Origin of the sequence: Mesorhizobium sp. M0410 (assembly GCF_040321435.1) — a bacterium.
Taxonomy (GTDB): Bacteria; Pseudomonadota; Alphaproteobacteria; order Rhizobiales; family Rhizobiaceae; genus Mesorhizobium.
The window spans coordinates 1-23,866 of record NZ_JAMYRN010000038.1; the positions used below are offsets into that span (position 1 = coordinate 1).

Consider the following 23,866-nt stretch of genomic DNA (forward strand, 5'->3'; position numbering starts at 1 on the left):
CAAATGGCTGACGAGGCAAATATTGCCTGCGGATGAGCGCGCCGCCATCGAGCGCCACCTCGGCTTGATTAACCAGATCAACGAGGCGTTGACGGTGGTCGAGGCGGATATCGCCGTACATGCCCTTCAGGATCCGACAATCCGCCGCCTGATGACGTTACCCGGCCTCGACGTCACCGTGGCTGCGAGCGTTGCCGCGGCAATCGGCGACATACGGCGCTTCAGCGATCCACAGAAGCTCGTTGCCTATCTTGGCCTGAATCCCAGCGTGCGGCAGTCCGGTGAGGGGCCAGCCTATCACGGGCGCATCACGAAGCAGGGCCGCGGCCATGCGCGGGGGATGCTGGTCGAGGCGGCATGGGCGGCTGTGCGATCGCCAGGACCTCTTCGCGCCTTCCACAAGCGGATCGCCTCGCGCCGCGGGAAGCACATCGCGGCCGTCGCCACTGCGCGCAAGCTTGCAACGATCATCTGGCACATGCTGAGCAAGGATACCGACTACATCTGGGCCCGGCCGGCCTTGCTCGCCCGCAAGTTCAGATCGGTCGAGCTGCGTGCCGGCCTTCCGACCAGCCATGCCAGACGCGGCACCGCCTTCGACTACAACATCCCGGCCAAGCGCGCCGAAGAACGATCCCGCGTCGAGAAGGCGGAAGCTGCCTATGCAGCAGCGACTTCCCGATGGCGAACGAGGCCGGAAAGGCAGAAGGCTGTGGAAAAAGCCGCCGAATGAGAAGAACGGGCTATTCTACAACATCCGTCTGCATCGGCTTGCCGGGCACAATGTAATGCCATTCGACGCGGTTCTGATCCGCCCAGGAGAGGATGGCGTTCGAGGTGAACTCGCTGCCATTGTCGCTGACGATCATTCTCGGCCGGCCGCGCTCGGTGATGAGCCGGTCCAATTCGCGGGCAACCCGCATGCCGATCAACGATGAGTGCCAGGCACTCTCTCGTGCAGTCGTCGACGACGGCCAGGATGGGGAAGCGGCGCCCGTCTGTAAGCTGGTCCGATACGAAGTCGAGCGACCAGCGCTCGTCGGGCCTCAGCGGCACCACCATCGGCGCCCTGGTCCCGATCGCCCGTTTGCGGCCGTCACGGCGGCGAACGGCGAGCTTCTCCTCCCGATAGAGCCGGAACAGCTTCTTGTGGTTCACGACCAGGCCCTCCCGCCTCAGCATCACGAGAAGACGCCGGTAGCCGAACCGGCGACGCTCCTGCGCGATCGCCTTCATCCGCTCGCGAAGCTCGCGGTCGTCCGGCCTGCTGGTCTCGTAGCGAACCGTCATGCGGCAACAGCCGATGGCTTTACACGCCCGCCGTTCGCTCATCCCGAAGCCTTCCTTCAGGCGAGCGACAGCTTTCCGCTTGGCCGCGGGCGTCACCATTTCTTTCCCACAAGATCCTTCAACGCGGCATTGTCGAGCATGGCGTCGGCCAGAAGCCGCTTCAGCCGCGTGTTCTCGTCCTCCAGAGCCTTCAGTCGCCGAGCCTCGGAGACATCCATCCCGCCGAAGCGGGCCTTCCAGTTGTAAATCGAGGCGTCGCTGACCCCGTGCTTGCGGCACAGATCGGCAACCGATACCCCGGCCTCATGTTCCTTCAAAATTCCGATGATCTGCTCTTCAGAGAAGCGGCTACGTTTCATGTCCTGGTCCTCTCGATGGGCCAGAACGAACTTCAAACCGGATTAGATAAGAGGGGCAAGGTCACTAGCGCTGAGCTTGATAGGATTGGCAGGGCGTTTCGCCGGGTACAAGCAGGTGCGTCAACTACCAAATGCCGTAGTATCGACGCCCCCCCGAAAACTCTAGAACTGAGTTCGTTCCAACGCATAGACGAGAGATATCGCCGTGCAGAGCAACGTGACTACGGTAGAGGTTCCGAAGTGCGTCAGTGCAGCAGTTGAGCTGTCGCGCGAGTCCGGTCTCCCTTTTGTCGCGGACCTTTTTGAGGAGCGTGTCGGCATTCCGAACATATTCATGGGAAGTCACGACCGTCCAAAGTTCCGCCCGGACCGTTCCGATCTTCAAGTGAAGCTGAAAACAACCGCAACAAACCAAACGCATTTAATCACTTGCTCGTTGAACGCGACGCGGCACGCAGAGGTACCCTGAAATGAACACTGAAGTTTTTACGGCTCATGAGTCCAACGTTCGTCGCTACGGGCGGTCGTTTCCCACAGTCTTTACGAAGGCTCTTGGGGCGACAATCTGGGACGAGGCCGGTAACCCTTATATCGATTTCCTTGTAGGGTCCGGCGCACTCAACCACGGACACAACCATCCGACTATTATGGCGCCAGCAATTGAATACCTGGTTGGCGAAAACATTCTTCTATCGCTCGACATGTATACGGTGGCAAAGCGTGAATTCATTGAAGTGTTTGTGGATTCGATCCTGAAGCCTAGAGGCCTTGCCTACAAAATACAGTTTCCTGGCCCGACCGGCACCAACGCTAACGAAGCGGCGCTGGCCCTGGCGCGAAAATATACCGGCCGCTCGAGCGTTATGGCCTTCACGAATGCGTTCCATGGCATGTCGCTCGGCTCTCTGGCAGTGTCCGGTTCGGCGTCAACCAGAGAACTGGGCGGCGTTGCTCGCCACGATGTGATCCGTGTACCCTACGACGGCTACCCAAGCCAAGCTTTCGATTCCGCGAGTTATATCGACTCCGTATTGGGCGACCCAGGCAGCGGCATTGAAAAGCCCGCCGCAATCATTCTGGAGACCATTCAGGCAGAAGGCGGCATGAACACAGCATCCGCAGCTTGGCTCACAGAAATTCAGCGCATCTGCCGCAAGCACGGTGTTGTTTTGATCATCGACGACATTCAGGCGGGTGCGGGACGAACGGGCGAGTTCTTCTCATTCGAGTTCGCGGGTATTGATCCCGACATCGTATGCCTTTCAAAGTCCCTAAGCGGTTCAGGCAGTCCGTTCTCCGTCGTTCTGATTCGCCCCGACCTGGACATTTGGAATCCCGGAGAACATAGCGGGACCTTCAGAGGCAACAATCTCGCCTTTGTGACTGCAGGGGCGATGTGCAAAATGTGGTCCGACAGGCAGTTTACTGCTGGCGTCGAGCGGACGGCCGCCAAACTGCAAAGACACCTTGATAACCTCGTTGCAAAATTTCCAAATTGCATCGAACAAAAGCGCGGCCGCGGTCTGATGGCCGGCCTCAAATGCCGTTCGCAGGCCGTAGTCGGCCGTGTGCACGATGTCGCATTCGAAAATGGCCTGCTGATCGAATCGTCAGGAGCAAATCGCGACGTTATCAAAGTCCTGCCACCGATAACCATCACCGACGACGAACTCGACCATGGCATCGCCATCCTAGATCACGCGCTAAAGGAGCAAGCCAATGACGATTAACCACGTATCTCACGAGCCAGCCATCTCCCCTGTTACCGTTAGACACCGAACCGGCTCAATCAGCACTTCGGACATCATCTCAGTCCTGAAAGGTGAGATCACCGCTCTGCACATCAGGCAAGCTTTCAGCACCGAAATAGCCGGGGAGATCACCGCGAACTTCAGTGGGAGTCCCGGTCTCAAGGAGCGTAAGGATGGCGTCCCCGGACAATATGTCGGCGCATCCCACTACAGGAAGGATGCAGCCACCTATTTCGCAGAGGCGGAAACTGCGCGACCGTACGTCGACGCCCTTTTTGAGAATCTGGTTGATCCGGTCCGAGCATTGTTCGACGCGTTGAAGCGCGAGCTTCGCAAACAGGGCATTGAATTGCGGCTGGCCCGTTCGGAGCACGGTCAGGCTAATGTTTGTCGCGCTCTCAGTTGGTCTGGCAGCGGCACATTCTCCTTGGACCCCCACGACGACGTCGCTCAAGTGTTATGTGCTGGGAACGATTACGAGCTTTCTGCGGTGGCGCACAACACCGTCGCAGCACTCAACTTCTATCCCAGCATGCCCGAGGAAGGTGGCAATCTGCGGCTCTGGAGCCACAAGCCGACAGTCGCCGACCGAAAGTCTCAAGGTGTGGAGACTACGGGATATCCCTATTCGGCAGCCTATCTCGAGGGCGTTCCTTGTCGCGACTTCCAGCTCAAGGCCGGGGACATCGCCCTAATTGATGGCGGTTTCGTTCACGGGGTCACCGGTCAATCAGGCTACGGAAGGCGGCGCCTGGTGCTGAACAGCTTTTTCGGGTTTGCGCGGCCGGACCTTGTTCTCTGGTGGACCTGACGTTGGATGTCGCGGGGACTGACCGGCTTCCCCCGGGCAGCTAATATCAGCGAAGCTGATTTCTGACTCGCGCGGCCAAGATTCCTCCGCGGGCTAATTTCGTTCCTTTTGGGGCGAAGGAGAGTCGCCCATGGGCTCGGCAGTTGAATTGCGGACGGACTATTCGGCCTCGAATCTTCGCCGATTGGCTCGCTCTTCACAGGACGCGCGACAGCGCAGTCGGTTGCTTTCGCTGGCGGCGGTGCTTCATGGTATGAGCCGAGCGGATGCCGCCAGCATCGGCGGGATGAATCGCGCCAGACCTTGCGCGACTGGGTGCATCGCTTCAACGAAGCCGGGCGGGAGGGACACAAGGGTCTCGCGCCGCGGCTTTTGCCAAAGCAACTGTCAGAGCTGGCCCGAGATTGCAGAAACCGGTCCCCGACCCTGCCGTTGATGGTGTGCTGGCGGCGGGTCGATCTCCAAAAGGTCATTAAGGAGCGCTTCGGGGTTGATTATCACGAGCGCCATGTGTCGACCCTTTTGAAGATGTTGCATTGCCTCGCCTGAATTGTTCCTGGATGTTGACCCGGTGCCTCATCTGATTTGCTCCCGCATTTGTGTACAACATTACCGCGCTCACCAGCTCGTCCCGCGTCGCCATGGTGACCTGCCTCATCTGATTTGCGCGTCGCGGCGGCCGCGCAGGCGGCGATCGCCGGCGTGCGATTGGCGTGCTGCCCGCTCTGGATCTGCCGATAAAAAGCGCCGAATCCTACTATCTGGCTGGCCCCGCGAGCGGGAGAACCATTCCCCGTTCGCTTTTCGAAACTGGCTGGTCGCGGAGACGACCGCCGATTGATAAGGACCGCCAAAATGCCACTGGAAACGCCTGCTCAGGCCGCAACGGTCGCACCACGGCCCTTCGTCGCTTCCCCTTGCCCGTAATAGACCCCGAAGCGGTTCTGCAGAAATGCGTCGAGCTTAATATCTTCCTGCCGGATGAAGCCCTGGGCCGGGATCTTGCCGCTGGCAAGCAGGTCGAGAACCGCGCAGATGCTGGATGCGGTCGTGACCTGGATCGCGCTCGTGATGCGTCCGCCAATCTCGGTGCTGTAGATCTTGTTCGCGTAGGTTTCCTGGATCAAGCGGCCGCTTCTGCGCCCGGAGATGGTCACGAAGACAATCACAACATCCTGTAGCGTGGTAGGCAGGGCGTGTTCGAGTATGTCCTTGAAAACGCCGCGGCGGTGCCGTAGCCCCAAGTCGTGCAAAAGCGCCTTCATGATAGCGGCATGACCGGGATAGCGTATGGTCCGGTAGTTGAGCGTGTTGACCTTGCCCTTCAGCGTTTCGCAGAGCGTCCCGAGGCCACCTGAGGTGTTGAAGGCTTCATAGGTGACGCCGTCGAGCGAGAATTCTTCGCGCTCCTCCAATGCAGGCACTTCGACGAGTTCGCCATTGACGATAGCCTCGCAGGGCTGGATGTACTCGTTGATGACCCCGTCCGTGCTCCAGGTGAGATTATAGTTCAAGGCGTTGCTGGGAAACTGCGGGAGGGCGCCGACGCGCAGCCGCACGCTCTCAAGGCTGTCGAACTTGCGCGCAAGGTCGCTCGCTACGATCGAGATGAAACCTGGTGCCAGGCCGCATTGTGGAATGAATGCGATTCTGGCGGTCTTCGCGATTCGTTTCACCTGCCGCGTGGATTCAACGTCTTCCGTGAGGTCGAGATAATGCACACCGGCCCTGGCCGCAGCGGTGGCGATGGCGACGGTGAGCTGGAAGGGCGCCGCGCTTAAGACCGCGAACTTGCCGGACACCTGCGCAGCCAAGGCTGCTTCGTCGGTGATATCCAGCTTGGCCGTCGAATGCGCGGGACCGCTTTCAATCTCCGCCAGCTGTTGAGCGCTGCGGTCGACGACAGTGACATGATAGTCCCCGGTATCCGCGAGCAACCGTGCAATCGTGGGGCCGATTTTGCCTGATCCGATCACGACGACGTCTTTCATTATTCCCTCCTGCAACAGCACCACAGTCTGACATCGTCATACTTAATCAACTCGCGCAGCTAATTTTGTAAAAGTTCCATCAAATTTGAGCAGATCGCAGGGGCAACTTGACGAAATGCAGGTTTCGGACAAAGATCGCCCACTTCTGGTGTTGCTCACGGCAAGCGCGTCGATACGCTCACAACCGAGCCGCCGCCGTCGACCCATTAGAGAACGGCCTCGGCTACAAGGAATTGTTTAGCAGCTGGCGATTTTGCGCCTGCCAAGCTTTCCAGAAAGGGGTCCTGTGCCGGCCATTTATGAGCACACAGCCGCGCCGAATGGCGCGGCGGATGCGGTCACGCAAATAATCGCGATGAAGAAGGCCTGAACCCGCGGCTCGCCGATGAGCGCCTCGGCTATTTCCCGGTGCGAAGCCCCTCCAATCGAACCATCGAGTGGCTGGAGCGCGAACCGGAGGTGTAGGCCACGCGCTTCCGGCGGAAACAGCCTTTTCGGCAGCTGTCCGTGTGCCGAAAGACTATTGAGGCATTCAGCTGCAGTGCTTCGACTGGGCGGCAGGCTAGATCGCGTCGATATGGAATCGGACGGGCAGCAAAACGCTAGCGCCAGGCACGACAACCTGGAGATGCTGGTCGGCGCGCCGCAACAGAAGATGTTGGCTGCGTCGCCCGTTAACAGACCGATGTGCGGCATGGCAGCGCCGTCAGGTCGAACGGCGGTGCCGCTCGGCGCGGCGGGAACGAGTTCCGCCCTGTGCAGTCTGGCCTCCAAGCTTCAGGGCTCAATCCCATCCTGCATGGCTGGGCGAACTACTCTGCGCTTTATGCCGGGTCGGATGTTCACCGGTCTCGACCGGTACCTCGGCACGACGATAGCGGGGGCTACAGAGAAGGCGCCCAAGCGGGGTCGCGTGACGCCTGGGCCTTGCCAGCCCAGTGGTTGGCGGCCCGGAGAGGGCTTTGGCGCGAATGGAATGGTCGAGCTGCACATGCGCGCCTAGCCCCCCGTTTGCCGCTTCCGTCTCGCATGGATGGCGATGCCTTACGTCGCAATGTCTTATGGAGAGCGGGAAGAAACCGGCCAGAAGCGGCGGATTCAAACGCGCTCCAGTGCAACCGCAATGCCCTGGCCGACACCGATGCACATGCTGGCGAGCGCGTATCGGGCGCCGCGTTCACGCAGCTCCAGCGCCGCCGTGCCAGTGATGCGCGCGCCGGACATGCCGAGCGGATGACCGAGCGCGATGGCACCGCCATTCGGGTTGACGTGCTCCGCATCCTCGGCAATGCCGAGCTGGCGCAGCACGGCGATACCTTGCGAGGCGAAGGCCTCGTTGAGCTCGACGACGTCGAATTGTTGCGGCTTCAGGCCGAGCCGGGCACACAGCTTCTGCGTGGCCGGCACCGGACCGATGCCCATGACGCGCGGAGCGACGCCGGCGGTGGCACCGCCGAGGATGCGGGCGATCGGCGTCAGCCCATATCTTTTCGCGGCTGCTTCCGAGGCGACGATCAGCGCCGCGGCGCCGTCATTGACGCCCGAGGCATTGCCGGCCGTAACCGTGCCGCCTTGCCGGAACGGCGTCGGCAACTTGGCCAGCGCTTCGATCGACGTGCCCCCGCGGGGATGCTCATCTCTGTCGACAACGACCGGATCGCCCTTGCGCTGCGCGATCGTCACCGGCGTGATTTCCTTTGCCAGCCGGCCATTGGCTTGTGCGGCTACAGCCTTGTCCTGGCTGCGCACGGCAAATGCGTCCTGGTCGGCGCGGGAGACAGCGAACTCTTCCGCCACGTTCTCGCCGGTCTCCGGCATCGAATCGACGCCGTATTGCTTCTTCATCAGCGGATTGATGAAGCGCCAGCCGATCGTGGTGTCGTAAATCTCGGCATTGCGCGAAAAGGCGGTCTCTGCCTTCGGCAGCACGAACGGAGCGCGGCTCATCGATTCGACGCCGCCTGATACTATCAACTCCGCCTCGCCGGCCTTGATGGCGCGGGCAGCAATCATCACCGCATCCATGCCCGAACCGCAGAGACGATTGACGGTCGAGCCGGAAACCTCCTTGGGCAGGCCGGCCAGCAGCAGCGCCATGCGCGCCACATTGCGATTGTCCTCGCCGGCTTGGTTGGCGCAGCCATAGACGACGTCGTCGATGGCAGCCCAGTCGATGTTTGGATTGCGCTCGATCAGCGCCCTCAGAGGTATCGCGCCGAGATCGTCGGCACGGACCGCCGACAGCGAACCGCCGAAGCGCCCGATCGGCGTGCGGATGTAGTCGCAGATATAGGCCTCGGCCATTATGCAACCTTCTCTTTCCCGATCCCTTTATGCGCGGCCTTGGTCCGGGCCTGCAGGTCACGCAATGTCTTCAGTTCGAGTTCGGTCGGCGCCGGCGTTTCCTCCACCGCGCCAGCGAAGCTCACGGTCCAGCCGCAGGTTGCCTGCACCTCTTTACGGGAAACGCCGGGATGTAGCGACACCACTGTGAACTCCTTGCTGGCCGGGTCCGGCTTCCAGATGGCGAGGTCGGTGATCAGCAGCGTCGGCCCGGCCGTACCGATGCCGAGACGTTGCCGGTGGTCGCCGCCGTCGCCATGGCCGAAGGAGGTGAAGAAATCGATCTTCTCGACCATGCCGCGCTTACCTTGCGCCATGGTGATGTAGATCTGCTTCGACGAGGTTGCGATCTCCGGCGCGCCGCCGCCGCCCGGAAGCCTTGTCTTGGGCTGAAAATAGTCGCCAATGACCGTTGTGTTGATGTTGCCGAACTTATCGAGCTGGGCAGCGCCGAGAAACCCGATCGAGACGCGGCCGCCCTGCAGCCAGTAACGGAACATCTCCGGCACCGAGACGGTGGTGAGGGCGCTGTCGCACAGCTCACCGTCGCCGATCGACAGCGGTAAAACATCGGGCGCGGCGCCGATCGTGCCGCTCTCATAGATCAGCGTGATGTCGGGCGCATGCGTCAGCCGTGCAACGTTGCAGGCGGCCGACGGCGCACCGATGCCGACGAAACAGACATCGTCGTTCTTCAACACGCGGCTGGCGGCGATCGTCATCATCTCGTTGGGCGTAAATCCCAAGCCTGGATGGTCGCTCATGCCGCAGTCCTCAAATGTTCGACTCGGGCCGCGAAATCGTCGGCGCTCTTTTCGAGCACGTTCCTTCGCATCCAGTCCTGGAAGCGCCCGCGGTCGGCGGCGATCTCGTCCCATTCGAGATAGGCGGCATTGTCTCTGATATAATAGCCATGCGTGTAGGAAGGATGCGAGCCGCCGGGCACGACGGCGATGGCGGCAATCGTCCAACTCGGCAGCACGGTCAGGTTGGGATGCAAATCGTCGAAATCGTCGACGACTTCCTCGACGCTCACTACAGCCCGCTTTGCCGCCAGGACCGCCTCTTTTTGGATGCCGATAATGCCCTCGGCCAGTACATTGCCCTTCTTGTCGGCCTTCTGCGCATGGATGAAGGTAACGTCGGGACGGATGGCCGGGACCGCGGCAAGCACCTCGCCGGTGAACGGACAGATGACCGATTTGATGTTCGGATTGACAGCCGCCAGCCCGGCGCCGCGATAACCGCGGAAGACGGCGCAAGGCAGGCCGGCAGCACCCGCCTCATAGGCACTGGCCATGCCGGCATGGCTGTGTTCCTCGATATCGATCTTCCGTGGAAAGCCGTTCTCGATGGCGTCGCGGGCGCGCCGCAAAAGCCCGACGCCGGGATTGCCGAGATAGGAAAAAACGATCTTCCTGGCCATGCCCATGCCGATCATCTGGTCGTAAATAATGTCCGGCGTCATGCGTATCAACGTCAGGTCGCGAAACCCCTGGCGTATCGCTTCGTGCGCGGCCGCCGTGGGAATCAGATGAGTGAACCCCTCGAAGGCAACCGCGTCGCCGTCGTGCAAATTCTCGGCCACGGCCTGGCGGAGCGGCAGGAAGCTGACCATCGCAGGAACCCCGAAAGTTCGTATTGCGAACAAATGTTTAATATGAGATACTCTCTATGCTGGATTCTCGCGTCGAGTCAATCCTGGCGATACGCTGGTGTGCGGAGGCCACATGGAAGACGAGCAACCTTCGCGTGACCATGTCGGTTCGCTCGAACGCGGGCTTGCGGTCATGGAGATACTCGCCCGGCATCCGGCCGGCATGACGCTGACCGAGATGGCCGAGGAAGCTGGGCTGACGCGTGCCGGCGCCCGCCGCTTCCTGCTGACGCTGGCGGCCGCCGGCTACGCGACGCAGTCCGGCCGGCTGTTTTCATTGTCGCCGCGGCTTTTGACCATTGCCCGTACTTGGCTCGGGGGCGCCTCGCTATGGACATTCGCAGCGCCCATTATGCGCGAAGTCGCCGCGCAACTGAACGAAGCCTGTTCGGCGGCGATCCTGTCCGGAGAGGACGTCGTCTATGTCGCCCGTGTTCCCGGCCGACGCATTCTCAGCGTGTCGCTCGACGTCGGCACCAGGCTGCCGGCTTATTGCACGTCGATGGGGCGGGTCCTGCTTGCAAGCCTCGCGCCGGATGCTCTCGAAACGTTCCTCCGCCAGGCAAAAATCGAGCGGAGAACGCCGAAGACCATCACCAAAAGGCCATTGCTTGCCGCGGCCATCCGCAAGGCAGCGGCGGACGGCTTTGCCATCGTCGATGAAGAACTGGAGCTTGGCCTGCGTTCGATCGCCGTGCCGATCGACGATCGGACCGGGCGGACGGTGGCGGCGATCAATGTCTCGACCCAGTCGGCCCGTTTCTCGGTCGAAGAGATGGAGCGAGAGATACTGCCTGAGCTGCAGAGGGCAAAACAGCGCGTCCAGGAGTTCTTCTTCGTCTGAGCGATCAGCGTCGAAGAGCCGGCGGACCAAGCAATGACTTCGGGCCGGCACTGCCCCTCACCCTTACCCAAAAAATGGGGAAGAGGGGGATCACCAACGCCGGAACTTGTCCCTTCCGTCCTTCTCGGGGAGGAAGGTGCCGCGGGCGGATGAGGGCTGCCGCGCCGACGTCGGCCAATTGATGGTTGCCCGGACCAATGATCCTGCCCTCTGAAAGGCGGCACGGCGCATACCGCCACTCCACTATCGGTAAAGAGCTCTCCGTTTGTATTGTCGACGAAACCGGAGCGATTTGCCGCAAGGTGAACGTCGTCAACCAGACTGACAATCTCAGGACCAGTGACTTGTCCTCAAACTGGCGTCCCTTGAGGCCCGAAATCTCCGATTAATCTAGGGGATTGGTGTCACCCCGCCGGCAACCAAAGCGTTGCAACAGATCCTTCAAACAAATTTACAGAGTCTTTGCGACCGCAGATACCTGCCAGTGATACCTTCACAACAAAGTCTGAGGTAGGCAGAGCTGAAAACTAACGCCGGTTACGCTCGGATCGCCGCACAGCATGCAACGGAGGTCGATGCCAATGACAAGAAGAGCGCTCATCCTGCTTGAAGGCCATGGGAGTATTGGTCTGCAATACGTGAAAGCGGCCCGGTATCTTGATCTTCATCCAATTACCCTATCGGCTGATCCAGCTCAATATGACTATCTTGCGGGGGAAGGCATTGAGGCAATCCGTCTCGATACAGGCAATCTCGATGCGCTGATTCGCGAATGTTCCCGGTTACGTGCGACCTATGACATTGCTGGCATTACTGGCTTTTCGGGCGCGGACGAGTCGGTCTATGCGACAGTCGGCAAGCTCTGCCGGCATTTCGACCTACCGGGACCAAACCCCGCATCGATTGAACGATGCTGTGACAAATTCACTCAACGTGAGCTCCTCGCCGAGGCCGGCGTTCCAATGCCTGCTTATCGGTTGGCAGCGAATGCGACGGACGTAGAAAGCTCCGCCGCGGAGATCGGCCTGCCGGTGGTTCTTAAGCCAGCCGTAGGCAGCGGCAGCAGCGGTGTCCGATTGTGCCGCAATCTCGACGAGTTGACCGAACATACGACCTACCTGTTGGGCGGGCAGCACATATGGCGGTCTTCGCCGAGGATACTGGTCGAAGAATTCGCACAAGGCCCCTTTTTTGGCGCTCATATAATGGGAAATGAGGTCATTGGGATTGACACCGCTGACTTCGACCGCCCACCGTATTTCGTCTTCCGTCATTTGACCTGCCCGGCCCCGCTAACCGATGACGACCATAGCCGTATCGCCGATGTATCCCTGAGCTGTTTGCCAGCTCTCGGCCTTGGCTGGGGGCCAATGACTGTTGAACTCCGGTGGACGAAGCGTGGCCCAGTCGTCATTGAAGTCAATCCGCGTGTTCCGGGTGGGACCAGTCCTCGGCTGGTTCAGGCAGCCTGCGGTGTCGATCTCATCACCGAGCACATCAAGCTTGTCATCGGCAACGAATGGGACTTGCGCGGAAGGCATTCGCACATTGCGGCCGCGCAGTGCCTAAATGCTGATCGCGATGGCATCCTCGATTGGATCGATGGCGACAGTCGTGCGGCTGCTGTACCAGGTGTCGCCGAGGTTAAATTGTATATTAAACCCAAGACGCCGATCGTCAGGAAGGGCGACCACCGAGACCGCATCGGACATGTCATCGCCGCTTCACCCAGCCGCGCCCAGACCGAGGCGATACTTCAGCGTGCCATCGACTTAATTCGTTGGTCGATCACACCATTTTCGACACTTAGCGAATAGGAACAGGAGCTGAATTGGGGCGCACGGGAGGACAGGACGCTGCGGATCAGGCGGCGAGAATGGAGAATTGCTCGGCGAGGTCGGATTTGGATTGAAGGCCTCCCTAAGCTGTCGCTCGTGCATCACATGGGATTATTATCTCTATCCCTTCGAGAATAGCACCGTGGCCGGCGAAGGACTTGCGATGTTCCTGCTCGATGCCAGGGATACTGGCTTCAGCGAACCCGGATCGTCTTCAGCCGGTGCCCGGAGCGATCCTGCAACGAATTCGTGGTGTCCCAGGAGATAATCGCCGGTCGGCTAGTCTGACTGCTGTCGATGACGATGCGATCGAGATAGCCGCACCATCGAACAGTGAGCTCGATAGGACGGCGATGTGATCGGCCAGGTCGATGGCGTCGAGATAACTCAATCGTGAATTATTCCTCTCGACGCGATTCCGGCGCTAGGTTGAGATAGTTTTGACCCCGGCGAAGGCCTCGAACTCTGCGCATCTCAAAGAGGCCGGTCTTGCCGTTGTCGTCATGTCCTCGCAGGCTCAATTAGCTCTGGAGAACCTGCTGAGCTGACGAAGGTCCGCTTCAGGACCCAGGACCAACTTGAGGGCCACCCTTGAAATGAATTGTATGGATGTAGAAGATAAAAACTGTGAGTTCCGGTCATACGAGGTGTTTAGCCTTTGCAGTCGGTAAGTCACCGCAATCTGCCGTCCCACGCCCTGTTGCGCAGCTTTGAGTGCGCTGCGCGGCACGAAAGCTTTACGCAGGCGGCGGAGGAACTTCATCTCACGCAAAGCGCCGTCAGCAGACAAGTCAAGGAACTTGAGGAGACGATCGGCATGACGATGTTCCGGCGGGTGGGACGACGCGTCAAACTGACCGAGGCTGGCAAGCGGTTCGCGGCAGATCTGGCAGTTGATCTTGAGAACCTGAAGCAATCCGTGGCGCGGGCGATTGCCGCTGGCGAGCGAAATGCCACGTTACGCATTGGCGTCCTGCCAACATTTGCCAGTCGTTGGCTGATCCCGAGATTGGGGACTTTTCTGAACGACCATCCCAGCGTCGAGATCAGGCTGGAGACCCGCACCGAACCATTTGACCTCACACGAGAGCGCTTCGATCTCGCGATCCATTTCGGAAAGGCCAACTGGCCAGACGCACGTATGAACAAGTTATTCGATGAGGAAATGCTGCCGGTTGCATCTCCCAAATTCCGCGATACGTACTCGGCAAGCGAGCCTGCTCGCCTCGCGGAGGCTCCACTTTTGCATCTCATTACTCGCGAAAGCGCATGGATTGACTGGCTCGCCATGAAAGGAATCACTGATAAGCGGCTGCCGAGCGGCCGATATTTCGGTCAGTTTTCCATGATCATCTCGGCTGCCGTTTGTTCAATCGGCGCCGCCCTTTTACCCAGATATTTGATCGAAATGGAGCTCGAGTGTGGCGTTTTGATCCCGCTAAGCGACACGCCCCTGAAGACGCACAGGAGCTATTTTGTAGTCAGCCCGGCCGGCGACGTTAACCCGCAGGTAAACGCTTTTACGCGCTGGCTGATGTCGACTACGCGGCGCGTCAGCATGACGCCGTTCACACCATCATCGTGAGGGACGACCGCCTCGACCAAAACCCCTCAGTCGCCGGCGCGAGAGGCCCGTTAACCCATCTAGACTCGCATTATCAATATTGATCTATGCTTCGCAAGCCAAAGTACAGCGGTTCGACGCTGCGGGGTGGGGTCAACATACCTGCTCGATTTATGTGAGCGGTCATCAACGGAATTCTGATAGGAGGATCTCCCGAAGACAGCGAGGCCTGCGCTCGGCCATGATGTCATATTTCGACATGGCGTCATTCGATGAGGTCCTGATGAGCCACTCCGCTAGCCAAAGCAGGATCTCGACATCGCCCGAAAGGAGCAAGTCTGTCGGCGGCTGATGAGCGCGCCCGGCGTCGGTGCAACAACTTCATAATGCCCGCTATCAGTCGGGTGAAGCGATTATCCGCTATCGATTTCATCCCCGTTGCGGGGAGCGGTTGCTGTTGCCGGACGCAATCGCCATGGTGACGAGGTCGCTCTGATCATCGCCAGCCTGACGGCACGTTGGTGCAGTTGCCAGTCTGGATGACGGAAGATCGGGCGGAAGCGATGATGGTGACGGAGCGTCCCCGTCTGCCACTGACGTATCTGCGTGAGCTTCGTCTGGAGCTCGATGCCTGTCTAAGCTTGCTGCGCGACGATACCCGTCGCGAAGGAGGAGACAAGCATGAAGCATCGTCAATCCTGTCACCGCCAATTGGATCTCTTCGTGCGCAAGCCCCCACCGGTGCCGATAGCAACGTCCGAACGGACGAAGCTGGTGCCACTGGTAAGCGTGCTGCTGTCGGAAGCACTGAGCGTCGCCGCAGCGACGGAGGCCGGCGATGAAGATCACGTCTGACCACCTAGACTAGCGCGCGGCGCCTTCATCTACATCCGCCAATCGACCGTCGACCAGCTTGCCAACAACCATGAGAGCCGGCGGCGTCAATATGGCCTTGCCGAGCGCGCCCGTGCACTTGGCTGGACGGATGTGACAGTCATCGATAATGACCTTGGCCGCTCTGGTTCGCGCGTCAGTCGTCCGGGCTTCGAGAAGCTGCTGTAAGCGATCTGCGAAGGCCCTGTCGGTGCTGTGTTCGCAATCGAAGTGTCGCGCTTGGCGCGCAACGGACGCGACTGGCACACGCTGATCGAATTTTGTGGCCTGGTTGGCGCGGTAATCGTCGATGAGGATGGAATCTACGAACCCCGCCATCCAAACGATCGGTTATTGCTGGGCATGAAAGGGACAATGAGCGAGCTCAAACTGTCGCTCCTGCGGGCCCGTTCGATGGAAGCCCTGAAGCAGAAGGCACGCCGGGGGGAGCTCTTCTTCACGGTCGCCGTCGGCTATGTGAAAATGGGGCCTGACAAGATCGAAATGGATCCCGACCTGCGCGTGCGCGAGGCGATTCGCTTGGTCTTCACCCGCTTTGCCGAAATGCAAAGCATCCGTCAGGTGTTCTTATCGCTTCGCAGTGACCAGATCGCGCTGCCGTACATCAATCCCAGGATCTGGTGCGCGGGCCGGTGCGCAAGGGCGAGGCTTTGCTCGCCGGTCTATTGCGCTGCGGTCAATGCGGCCGCCGGCTGCTTGTTGGCTATAATGGCGCGAAGGGTGATGTCGGCCGCTATAAGTGTGATGCGACCCGGAGCGATCCGGAAGGTGATCCCTGTATCTCGTTTGGCGCATTACGGGTCGACGAGGCGGTGGGAGCCGAGATCGTGCGGTTGCTGCAGCCGCTCGGCGTTGAAGCGGCCATCCAGGCGATCGCGCAGCGCGAGCATCAGTCTGGCGAAAAACAGCGCCAGATCGAGTTGGCGCTCGAACAGGCGCGATATGAGGCCACCAGGGCGCGCCGACAGTATGACACGGTCGACCCCGAGAAATCGTCTGGTTGCTCACGAACTCGAGCGGCGGTGGAATGGGGCCCTCACGAGCGTACGCGCACTCGAGGAAGAACTGGAGGTTCTGCTCCGACGGCGACCGACAGCTTTGAGCGACGAGGAGCGTCAGCGCCTATTGCGCAGGTCGACCCCGACGGTCGGGCTTTCGTCCTTTATCCGCATCCGCCAGCATCCAGGATCGCGACGGCGCCGGCCCGGTCCTGAACGCCTCGCGGCGACCATTCCCCTTCATCCGAAAGGTGTTCGCCGATTCTGGATATCAGGTACCGCGTGTGGCCGAGGCCACCTCGATCGCTGTCGAGATCGTCAAACGAAAACCCGATCAGGTCGGCTTCGCCGTGCAACCGAGACGTTGGGTCGTGGAACGTTCTTTGCCTGGATCAGCCGCAACAGGCGGCTATGGAAGGACGCCGAGCCACCATCGAATTCGCAACAGCTTTCCTCTCCGCAGCAGCCGTCTGATCCTTATGCGACGCATCGCGCGACATCGATGAGTTTCGGCACGGACTCTAAGCCAGTGATAGCAGCCTGCAGGAACATGACGTTGCCGCGGGCGTCCAGGCAATTGATCAGTACAGCAGGTTAACGTTTCTGGACAAAAACAGCTCCGACCTGACAGCTGTCGTCATTGCGTCCATGTTAGGTGAGCCCGCTTGCGAAATCTACTCGGATGTTCCGGGCGTCTATACGGCAGACCCTTACCTTGCCCTACGGGGCACGATTGATTCCGGAGATTGCCTACGGGACGATCGCGCAGATGTCGCGACATGGTGTAAAGGTGCTGCACCACAGGGCAGTGGAGTACGCCGAACAGCACGCGGTCGCCGTTGTTTGTAAATCTCTTACCAGCGACGGTGCCGTCACGGGCACTATCGTAACAGGCCATGAGGACTATGGGGATGCCCGTTCCGTCACAGTGGTCGCGACGCAGCGGTGATTTGAGCGCCAACCTTGCAGAACGCGACGACCTCCACAGTTTTGATAAGCGCGACATTAGCGCGATCTGTACGGAAGACGAAAGCGGGGCAGACATATGCATTCTAAGCGACGTTGATTTTGCCATGCGACTTGCTGCGATGACGGGGACTCCTTCGGTCTCCGTTGGTCTGAGAATCGCGGTGACAGAGCATGATTCTTCAGTCGCGCGTCCACTTGGAGAGTTCATACTCGTTGAGACTGCCCATCAATCCCAGCAGCAGCCGATCATTGCCCTGGCGCGGCCGTCTCCTGGTCGATCAGCACAGTGTCGACGACGCGGCATATCTCGATGAGCTGCTGCCAGTCGCGGCTATTGCGGGCAAACCGCGATCCCGTGCCGCAATCGCCCCGACCTTGCCGAGACAGACCTCGGCGATCATCCGGTCGAAACCGGCGCGGGCGACGCCGCCAGCGGCCGAACGTCCGAGATCATCATCTATCGTCTCGATGCGAGACCAACCGAGCGACGTCAGGCGATCGCGCATCGCATATTGCAGCGCGCTGCTCTCGCGATTGTGCAGGACCTGATGGGCTGACGATTGCCGCACATACAGGATCGCCTTGCGCTCCAGATGGTGCGGTCTGATCTTCTCATGCATCATGACGCACCTCCTCCCGTCCGGGAGAGCGGTCGCCGTCGACGTGATCGAGAATCAGGCTGACAATCAGCTTCGTCACTGATCGGCGCGTCTCGGCGGGCAGCGCCTGCCATTGCGGCGTCTGCACCGTCTCGGCGTCGTTCAGCTTCGAGAACAGATCGAACTGGTATGTCGTGGGCTGGCGCGGCATGGACATCTCCCCGATTCGCGTCGTGAGAGCCCAATGCTGCGCCCATTTCCTGCGATTGCGATGGGGCACCCGTGTCCCGGAGCAGTGTCGCCAGGGCGCCAAGCGCGGCAAGGTCGACATGCGGAGCAGTAGTGATACGCCAGCTCGCGCTCGGGCCCGATCGAACATCCACGCCGGAACCTCCAACCACCGGTGCAATGGCTGGCCAGAAAGGGTGCAGCGGAAGACCGACGCGTCACCCTTCTCGATCACTTCATGGATAAAGACTTGCCGCTCAGCCCAGGGATGCCATGGATAAACAAGCTCGCGTTGGTCGGTCCCGTGGGTGTTCCGTCGCTGAGTTGTATAGTAGGCGACGCCCGCACTCAGCCTTCGGCGGCAGGACACCCGACGAAGTCTATGCTTCGGCGGAAATGAAGGAGGCAACTGGTGGCGTAGAAACAACCGCGATCTACCTTAGCCGAGCCGCCAAACTGTCTCACCAGGCGGGACCACTTCTAACTGCACACGGCTCATTGCCGCGTCCCTACAACATACGCACCCGATTTTACCGACTGCGGCAACCAAATTCACCCCGCCCCGCGCCGCGCTCGGCTGCCCCGTTGGTCAAGCAGGCATGGCAAACGGCGTGCTATTCCGGCGCACGCCTTCGAAAACACCTGCGCCAGGAACGACATCGAGCACTGCAGGACCAAGGTCAGGCACCCATAGACCCACGGCTAGTTCGGGAGAATGAACCGGACGATCTTAGACATTAAACATTCTTTTCTAATGCTACACTTTCAGAAAACCGACGTAATATGTACTTAACCCAAAATAACTTTATGCCTTTCGGTAAAGTGATAAGCTTTAGTGATCCGGCCTGCCAACGGCCGCGAGAACCGTAGCCCTACTGCCGGCAGCTTTGTCCACCAGGGACAACATCCGATACAAAAGGCGGAGGAGAGACAATGGAACACCCGCGGATGGCCGCGGTCTCAACGGCGAGGGCTGGCGACCAGCGTGTCCGACCAACTTTCTTTGGTCCCGTCGATGCATTTCCCCAAGGCATCTAGGGAGGTGTTTGCGGCTGAGTTCGACCGATTTCTCGCCCAGACCGATGGTGTTGCTCAATCCGAGGAGTTGTTTGACCTACTATCTGCTTTTGCCCTGAATTTTGATTGCCCGTGGATCGCCTATCGCTCTCATTCAAGCGGTCCGACGATCATGCTGAATTATCCCAATGAATGGCAGCAGCGCTATTTCGAAATGGGCTATGACAGGATAGACCCCATTATCAAGACGAGTCGCAAGCGTGCAAGCGCCTTCCGATGGAGCGAGGTGTACAATGACGAACGTACGACTGAAGACGAACGGCGCGTTTTCGATGAGGCTGCGACGTTCGGCTTGAGGACAGGCGTTAGCGTTCCACTGCACGGCTTGGATGCCAGCTTTGCGATCATGAGCTTTGCACAACCCGGGGACTGCGAATTCCAAAACAAAACAATCACCTACTTGCAACTTGCTGCGTTACATTTCCATCTGAAGGTCGCAAACTTCGCGGATCCGGTTGGCATCGAGGAAGCTCCTGATCTTTCTCTTAGAGAAAAAGAGTGCATCTTGTGGACAGCGAGAGGGAAATCGTCGTGGGAAACAGGAATCATTCTGGGAATTAGCGCAAACACTGTTAATTTCCATATAAAAAATATATTAAGAAAACTGGATGCTTCCAGCAGAACGGCTGCAGCTATAAAAGCAATAAACTTCGGAATTATCGATTTGTAGGAGCGAACCCAAGAAACTAGTGCCTCATTACGGCCTGCCTCGTTCGAGCCCTGTTACAGATGCCCGTCTATGCACGACGGAGCGTCTGAGAGGCTGGCGGATGTAGCCTTAGCGAATATCTGGCATAGGACTCGGTTGTCCAAGCCAGCCCTGCCACCGCATCTCGCGAGCCACACCCGCCATGAGCGACGATACGTTGCTGCCGCTCTTATTTCCAGCCGTTGGACGCAAGAAGATCTCAGCTGCATTTGATGGTGACGCGTCACCTCCGATGTTGGCGTCATGCTTTTGGCCGCGGCCGAGCGACGCCTGCAACTGGCCGACAGGCTGGCCGCTGCGATGCACGATCCGCGCGACCCACAGCGGGTGATTCACGCCATGGCCGACATTCTGCGCGCCCGCATCTTTGCGATCGCATGCGGCTACGAGATGCCAATGAGTTCGACCGACTGCGCACCGACCCGGCCTTCAAGCTCGCTTGCGGGCGGCTGCCTGGCAACGGGTTTGATCTGTGCTCGCAGCCGACTTGCTCGCGCCTGGAGGAGACCTGCCTGACCTGCGCACCGTCATCCGGCTCGGCTGGGTGCTGGTCGATCTGTGGCTGTCGAGCTATGCCGCGCCGCCCAAAAGCGTGTCGCTCGACATCGATGACACGGTTGATGTCGTTCCCGGCCATCAGCAGCTCCGGTGAGCGCCGCATTGTTTAAGCAAGGCTGAAGGGTGCGGCTTTCAACAACAGTTCGAAGAATACTGTCTTCATGCATACAAGTCATAAAGTGGTGACAAATATGCGCTTGTAAGTCCGAGCGTGGCATCCGAGAAATCAGACCAAGAAAATCAACACGTTCACGCGGATCGGCCTCTATCTGCAGTCTGTGCCGGCCGGACATAGCAGCCTGGAGGTGTGCGCCATGTATACCGTAGAAAAGTACTCGCCCTCACAGCGTGAGCAGGCGTTTCTGGACAAAGTCATCAACGGCAAATACGACCGGCAGATCATCACCGGCATAGCCAAGTTCGCCAGAGAGGATGTGCCCCAAGAAATGCGCGGCTTCTATTCGCGGGAAGAACTCGATCAGATCCTCGAGCTGAAAGGCACCCCAAGAGATCTGGAAGCCAGGATGCCGATCAAGATCACGCGGCACTACTATGAGCAGGCGCAATACAGCCGGCCCATGCGGACGCTGGTGAAAGCCAGCCCGAGAGAGACCTACGATCTCGACGGCGCAGAAGATCCGGGCAAGCAGATGACTTACAGCCCGCGCGAAGGGCTGATCCATAAATACGAGCTTGGTCTACTCTACGTGGCATCCACCTGCTCCGCCCACTGCCGCTTCTGCTATCGCGAGGAACTGATCGGCCGCAAGCAGATCACTCGCGAGGACGGCACGCTAGCTCCAAAAGGCCTGGCACAGTTAAGTGAGGTTATCGAATACATTCGTGAGCACAATAGGCTGGTAGCCGCGAACGGCGGCCGCCATCCCACGACCGGTCGTGTAAAGCTTCGCGAGATTCTGATGTCAGGTGGCGATCCAATGGCTCTTGGAAACAAGAATATCGCTGCATGGCTGGCGGCGCTCTCGGAAGCCGGAGTCGAGCATATCCGCATAGGCACCAAGGAACTGGCGTTTCATCCGCAGCGGTTCGACGGGACTTTTTTTGCGATGCTCGATGCCTTCCACGAGTCCTATCCTGAAGTTAGCGTCCGAATGGTGGTGCACTTCAATCATCCCGCCGAATTTCTCCGCAAAACACCGGATGGCGGCTATATCGACAATTCTGACGGTGCGCTCGAATGGATTCCCGAAACGCGGTCCGCGGTCAAGGAACTAGCCCGGCGCGATTGGATCACGATTCATAATCAGTCTCCGATTATCCGCCACATAAACGACAATGCCGAAGCGCTAGGGATTATGCAGCGCGAGTTACTCCGAAATGGTATTGAGAATCACTACTTCTTCTGTGGCCGCGACATAATCGGCCACAAGGCGTTCAATGTCCCGATCGAGCGTGCTTGGCAGATTCTAAATGAGTCGCAGAAGGGCCTCTCCGGCATCGAGACGCATGCGCGGCTCTCGATTACCCACTACAAAGGCAAGACCGAAGTGGCTGCCGTCACCAACGAGTTCGTACCTGGCGTCCCTGGAGGCGAAAAGGGCGTCGTGATCTTTAAGCTACTGCGTTCGGCCGCAGATGCACCGGACCGATGCAAGGTGACGATCGTCGGTCGGAACCCGAACGCCATCTGGTTCAGCGGCTATGACGACCGTGTGATCTTCGATGAAGCCGGTCTCTACTCGATGTACGGGATTAAGCCTGCATTTCTCCACGCGGCGGAGTAGGCGCGATTGGGGACTTCGGCATTTCCGAGCAATACGGGAAGCCACGCATTGACTGCGACACCTGCGTACGAGTGTGCCCCAGCACCGAAAGACATGACGCACTTTCTCAAGCTTCATCGAAGAGTTTTCGCGACCGTGCCCAACATAACTGGCACCCAGAAGGCGACCTTGGCAGCGAAACGCCCAAGGAACGCTCGAACATTTTCGCGGTGTCAAACTCAACCGCTGTGTCTTTACCAACTGGACGATCTCGGCGATCGACGTTATTCTCGGCACGCCACCTCAGGTGCAAGCGACATACAGCTGGAGATGCCTTTTCGCACAGAGACTTCAGAGCCGCCGCCGCAAACGGCTGGCTTGCCCGCGAGATTACGTCTGTCACGATCCCGCAGCGCTAGAGGGAACCGATCCTCGTGCAGAAGGACGAGCATTCCCGTCCGGAAACCACGAGTTGCAGCGGCCGATGGCGCAAAGCCGGCATCTGGGACCGCCTGATGCGCGCGGTCACAGAGGCTTACGATTGTGAACGGCAGATGATCGATACCTCCGTTGTCGGCGGTCCACCAGCAGGGCGGACCCGCAAAAAGGCGGATCGAGATTCTTACCACTGCTTGCGGGGGGGCGCGATGCTTCTGGAAGACAAGGGCTATGACGCTACCGCGCTGCACACCGCCGCCTTCGAGATCGGCCTTATCATGCCGCCCTTCGGTTACAACCTGTTTGTCTTTGCGGCGCGTCGCCATCTTCGGTGCAGATGACCAACATCTATCGCCCGATTCATCGCGCTGATAATTCCGGGCGCTGCAGATCCGCATGGCGTGCCGCGGATCATCCGAACCCCGTCCAACGCGGTGTTCTGAGATTGGGCAGATCACCAAATCCCGGCAATCGACTTCGGTATATACGTCCGCCGTCACGGTAGTGGCTGGTACGCTCCCCGTTGAACCCGGTCGTGCAGGTCAGCGATCCGTTGATCGAGATCTGCCTCCTAGGTTCGCCACGTCTTCCCGTCCACGCCGGGGCAGCGTCTCGTTGATCACGTAGAAGGCCGTCTTCAGCAGTTCCGGACTGATGTGGTGGAAGAGCGCGGTGAACTTCTCCTTCTTCCTTTGCCTTGCGGCATTCCGTATGCGGTCCCGCGCAATTGACACGCTTTCCCGGTCCTGCGCCCGGCGCGTGTTTTGCTGATCCGCATTCCCCTCGGTTCCCGCCCTTTGCTCCACCTGCTCCGCAGCCGGCAAACCGGCTTTGTTCGCAAGGTTCCTCGCTACTATGGCGGGATCAGACCCCTCGTGATCGTGCATGAACAGCTACGGCTCCTCGCCTTCCCGTTGCGGACCAGCAGAGGCGTGCCGCTCTGGCCGCTCACGAGGTCTCCGGGTCCCGCGCAAGGAGCGTCCATGCATGCCAAGGTCTTCGATCACGCCGGGCCGAGCGGACACTTGCGATAGCGTATCCGTTCGTGTTGCCTTCCGCTGTGTGGAAAGCGTCGGCACCCGGAATCAAGCGCATTTCGTGGCTCAGTGGCTGGCGTGCATGCTGCCCTGTCAACGCTTTGTCAAGCGAAGTGAGGATTTGACCCCTGGGGCGAAACGAAGGACTGACCCCCTCATTGCTTTGCAGTTTCGTTGGTGTCGGGCG

General features: G+C 59.5%; 19 protein-coding genes and 6 pseudogenes. 17 read left to right on the forward strand and 8 right to left on the reverse strand.

What is annotated here, in order from left to right:
- On the forward strand, positions 1-733 hold a 733-nt coding region (locus tag NKI63_RS29155), incomplete at its 5' end, for a transposase (RefSeq protein ID WP_352824020.1).
- A 13-nt stretch (positions 734-746) separates the two neighbouring features.
- On the opposite strand, the pseudogene NKI63_RS29160 reads toward NKI63_RS29155, so the two are convergent.
- Positions 747-1,649: pseudogene (locus NKI63_RS29160) on the reverse strand (IS3 family transposase); the annotation flags it as partial.
- A gap of 470 nt (positions 1,650-2,119) precedes the next feature.
- Between NKI63_RS29160 and ectB the strand changes: the two are divergent.
- The 3 genes and pseudogenes from ectB to NKI63_RS29175 all read left to right on the forward strand — a co-directional run.
- Entirely contained in the window at positions 2,120-3,379 is a 1,260-nt protein-coding gene (ectB, locus tag NKI63_RS29165) for a diaminobutyrate--2-oxoglutarate transaminase (protein ID WP_352824021.1), read from the forward strand.
- A complete protein-coding gene (locus tag NKI63_RS29170) occupies positions 3,369-4,211 on the forward strand; it encodes a 2OG-Fe(II)-dependent halogenase WelO5 family protein (protein WP_352824022.1) in 843 nt (280 codons plus the stop codon). Before ectB ends, NKI63_RS29170 begins: the two co-directional genes overlap by 11 nt.
- A gap of 130 nt (positions 4,212-4,341) precedes the next feature.
- A pseudogene (locus tag NKI63_RS29175) lies at positions 4,342-4,745 on the forward strand (helix-turn-helix domain-containing protein); the annotation flags it as partial.
- A gap of 341 nt (positions 4,746-5,086) precedes the next feature.
- Here NKI63_RS29175 and NKI63_RS29180 read toward each other — a convergent pair.
- The 4 genes from NKI63_RS29180 to NKI63_RS29200 form a co-directional block, all read right to left on the reverse strand.
- The gene (locus tag NKI63_RS29180) at positions 5,087-6,202 is read right to left on the reverse strand and encodes a saccharopine dehydrogenase family protein (RefSeq protein ID WP_352824023.1); all 1,116 of its coding nucleotides are present in this window, start codon (positions 6,200-6,202) and stop codon (positions 5,087-5,089) included.
- 1,098 nt (positions 6,203-7,300) lie between these two features.
- Complete coding sequence (gene pcaF, locus NKI63_RS29190; RefSeq protein WP_352824025.1) at positions 7,301-8,506, reverse strand: 3-oxoadipyl-CoA thiolase; 1,206 nt, start codon at positions 8,504-8,506, stop codon at positions 7,301-7,303.
- A complete protein-coding gene (locus tag NKI63_RS29195) occupies positions 8,506-9,309 on the reverse strand; it encodes a CoA-transferase subunit beta (protein ID WP_352824026.1) in 804 nt (267 codons plus the stop codon). The genes pcaF and NKI63_RS29195 overlap by 1 nt, the downstream gene beginning before the upstream one ends.
- The gene (locus NKI63_RS29200; RefSeq protein ID WP_352824027.1) at positions 9,306-10,163 is read right to left on the reverse strand and encodes a CoA transferase subunit A; all 858 of its coding nucleotides are present in this window, start codon (positions 10,161-10,163) and stop codon (positions 9,306-9,308) included. The genes NKI63_RS29195 and NKI63_RS29200 overlap by 4 nt, the downstream gene beginning before the upstream one ends.
- Positions 10,164-10,275: 112 nt before the next feature.
- Here NKI63_RS29200 and NKI63_RS29205 point away from each other — a divergent pair, with 112 nt between their 5' ends.
- The 8 genes and pseudogenes from NKI63_RS29205 (at position 10,276) to NKI63_RS29245 (ending at position 17,189) form a co-directional block, all read left to right on the forward strand.
- Positions 10,276-11,046, forward strand: coding sequence for an IclR family transcriptional regulator domain-containing protein (locus tag NKI63_RS29205; protein WP_352824028.1), 771 nt, complete (start codon positions 10,276-10,278; stop codon positions 11,044-11,046).
- A gap of 581 nt (positions 11,047-11,627) precedes the next feature.
- Positions 11,628-12,863 carry an ATP-grasp domain-containing protein gene (locus NKI63_RS29210; RefSeq protein ID WP_352824029.1) on the forward strand — a complete coding sequence of 412 codons (1,236 nt, stop codon included), beginning with the start codon at positions 11,628-11,630 and terminating at the stop codon, positions 12,861-12,863.
- A gap of 679 nt (positions 12,864-13,542) precedes the next feature.
- A complete protein-coding gene (locus tag NKI63_RS29220) occupies positions 13,543-14,469 on the forward strand; it encodes a LysR substrate-binding domain-containing protein (RefSeq protein ID WP_352824030.1) in 927 nt (308 codons plus the stop codon).
- Positions 14,470-15,129: 660 nt separating this feature from the next.
- Positions 15,130-15,303: a hypothetical protein gene (locus NKI63_RS29225; protein WP_352824031.1), complete on the forward strand. Its 174-nt coding sequence runs from the start codon at positions 15,130-15,132 to the stop codon at positions 15,301-15,303.
- A 33-nt stretch (positions 15,304-15,336) separates the two neighbouring features.
- Positions 15,337-15,711, forward strand: a pseudogene (locus tag NKI63_RS29230) (recombinase family protein); the annotation flags it as partial.
- Positions 15,712-15,974: 263 nt separating this feature from the next.
- A pseudogene (locus tag NKI63_RS29235) lies at positions 15,975-16,100 on the forward strand (recombinase zinc beta ribbon domain-containing protein); the annotation flags it as partial.
- 369 nt (positions 16,101-16,469) lie between these two features.
- Positions 16,470-16,846: pseudogene (locus tag NKI63_RS29240) on the forward strand (transposase); the annotation flags it as partial.
- A 97-nt stretch (positions 16,847-16,943) separates the two neighbouring features.
- Complete coding sequence (locus NKI63_RS29245) at positions 16,944-17,189, forward strand: amino acid kinase family protein (RefSeq protein WP_352824036.1); 246 nt, start codon at positions 16,944-16,946, stop codon at positions 17,187-17,189.
- Between the two features lie 398 nt (positions 17,190-17,587).
- On the opposite strand, the gene NKI63_RS29250 is transcribed toward NKI63_RS29245, so the two are convergent.
- Together NKI63_RS29250 and NKI63_RS29255 are read right to left on the reverse strand one after the other, a co-directional pair.
- A complete protein-coding gene (locus NKI63_RS29250; RefSeq protein ID WP_352824032.1) occupies positions 17,588-17,932 on the reverse strand; it encodes a recombinase family protein in 345 nt (114 codons plus the stop codon).
- Positions 17,922-18,119: a hypothetical protein gene (locus tag NKI63_RS29255; RefSeq protein WP_127248159.1), complete on the reverse strand. Its 198-nt coding sequence runs from the start codon at positions 18,117-18,119 to the stop codon at positions 17,922-17,924. Before NKI63_RS29255 ends, NKI63_RS29250 begins: the two co-directional genes overlap by 11 nt.
- Before the next feature lie 1,002 nt (positions 18,120-19,121).
- On the opposite strand from NKI63_RS29255, the gene NKI63_RS29260 reads away from it, so the two are divergent.
- From NKI63_RS29260 to NKI63_RS29275, 5 genes and pseudogenes are all read left to right on the forward strand, one after another.
- Entirely contained in the window at positions 19,122-19,883 is a 762-nt protein-coding gene (locus NKI63_RS29260; RefSeq protein ID WP_352824033.1) for a helix-turn-helix transcriptional regulator, read from the forward strand.
- 282 nt (positions 19,884-20,165) lie between these two features.
- A complete protein-coding gene (locus tag NKI63_RS30800) occupies positions 20,166-20,438 on the forward strand; it encodes a transposase (RefSeq protein WP_502900526.1) in 273 nt (90 codons plus the stop codon).
- Positions 20,395-20,574 (forward strand): hypothetical protein, encoded by a 180-nt coding sequence (locus NKI63_RS30805; protein WP_502900527.1) that lies wholly within the window; start codon positions 20,395-20,397, stop codon positions 20,572-20,574. Before NKI63_RS30800 ends, NKI63_RS30805 begins: the two co-directional genes overlap by 44 nt.
- Positions 20,575-20,794: 220 nt before the next feature.
- Positions 20,795-22,225, forward strand: a complete 1,431-nt coding sequence (locus NKI63_RS29270) for a KamA family radical SAM protein (RefSeq protein WP_352824034.1) — start codon at positions 20,795-20,797, stop codon at positions 22,223-22,225.
- Between the two features lie 461 nt (positions 22,226-22,686).
- Positions 22,687-22,824 (forward strand): annotated as a pseudogene (locus NKI63_RS29275) (IS5/IS1182 family transposase); the annotation flags it as partial.
- 360 nt (positions 22,825-23,184) lie between these two features.
- Here NKI63_RS29275 and NKI63_RS29280 read toward each other — a convergent pair.
- Positions 23,185-23,529 carry a hypothetical protein gene (locus NKI63_RS29280; RefSeq protein WP_352824035.1) on the reverse strand — a complete coding sequence of 115 codons (345 nt, stop codon included), beginning with the start codon at positions 23,527-23,529 and terminating at the stop codon, positions 23,185-23,187.
- Positions 23,530-23,866 lie beyond the last annotated feature (337 nt).

Bases quoted from the DNA above. Each gene is read 5' to 3' on its own strand.
- NKI63_RS29205 (WP_352824028.1), top strand. From the start codon at position 10,276: ATGGAAGACGAGCAACCTTCGCGTGACCATGTCGGTTCGCTCGAACGC.
- NKI63_RS29225 (WP_352824031.1), top strand. From the start codon at position 15,130: ATGAAGCATCGTCAATCCTGTCACCGCCAATTGGATCTCTTCGTGCGC.
- NKI63_RS29280 (WP_352824035.1), bottom strand. From the start codon at position 23,529: ATGCACGATCACGAGGGGTCTGATCCCGCCATAGTAGCGAGGAACCTT.
- NKI63_RS29200 (WP_352824027.1), bottom strand. From the start codon at position 10,163: ATGGTCAGCTTCCTGCCGCTCCGCCAGGCCGTGGCCGAGAATTTGCAC.
- NKI63_RS29210 (WP_352824029.1), top strand. From the start codon at position 11,628: ATGACAAGAAGAGCGCTCATCCTGCTTGAAGGCCATGGGAGTATTGGT.
- NKI63_RS29195 (WP_352824026.1), bottom strand. From the start codon at position 9,309: ATGAGCGACCATCCAGGCTTGGGATTTACGCCCAACGAGATGATGACG.
- NKI63_RS29270 (WP_352824034.1), top strand. From the start codon at position 20,795: ATGTATACCGTAGAAAAGTACTCGCCCTCACAGCGTGAGCAGGCGTTT.
- NKI63_RS29255 (WP_127248159.1), bottom strand. From the start codon at position 18,119: ATGCCGCGCCAGCCCACGACATACCAGTTCGATCTGTTCTCGAAGCTG.
- NKI63_RS29170 (WP_352824022.1), top strand. From the start codon at position 3,369: ATGACGATTAACCACGTATCTCACGAGCCAGCCATCTCCCCTGTTACC.
- NKI63_RS29180 (WP_352824023.1), bottom strand. From the start codon at position 6,202: ATGAAAGACGTCGTCGTGATCGGATCAGGCAAAATCGGCCCCACGATT.
- NKI63_RS30800 (WP_502900526.1), top strand. From the start codon at position 20,166: ATGCTTTTGGCCGCGGCCGAGCGACGCCTGCAACTGGCCGACAGGCTG.
- pcaF (WP_352824025.1), bottom strand. From the start codon at position 8,506: ATGGCCGAGGCCTATATCTGCGACTACATCCGCACGCCGATCGGGCGC.
- NKI63_RS29250 (WP_352824032.1), bottom strand. From the start codon at position 17,932: ATGATGCATGAGAAGATCAGACCGCACCATCTGGAGCGCAAGGCGATC.
- ectB (WP_352824021.1), top strand. From the start codon at position 2,120: ATGAACACTGAAGTTTTTACGGCTCATGAGTCCAACGTTCGTCGCTAC.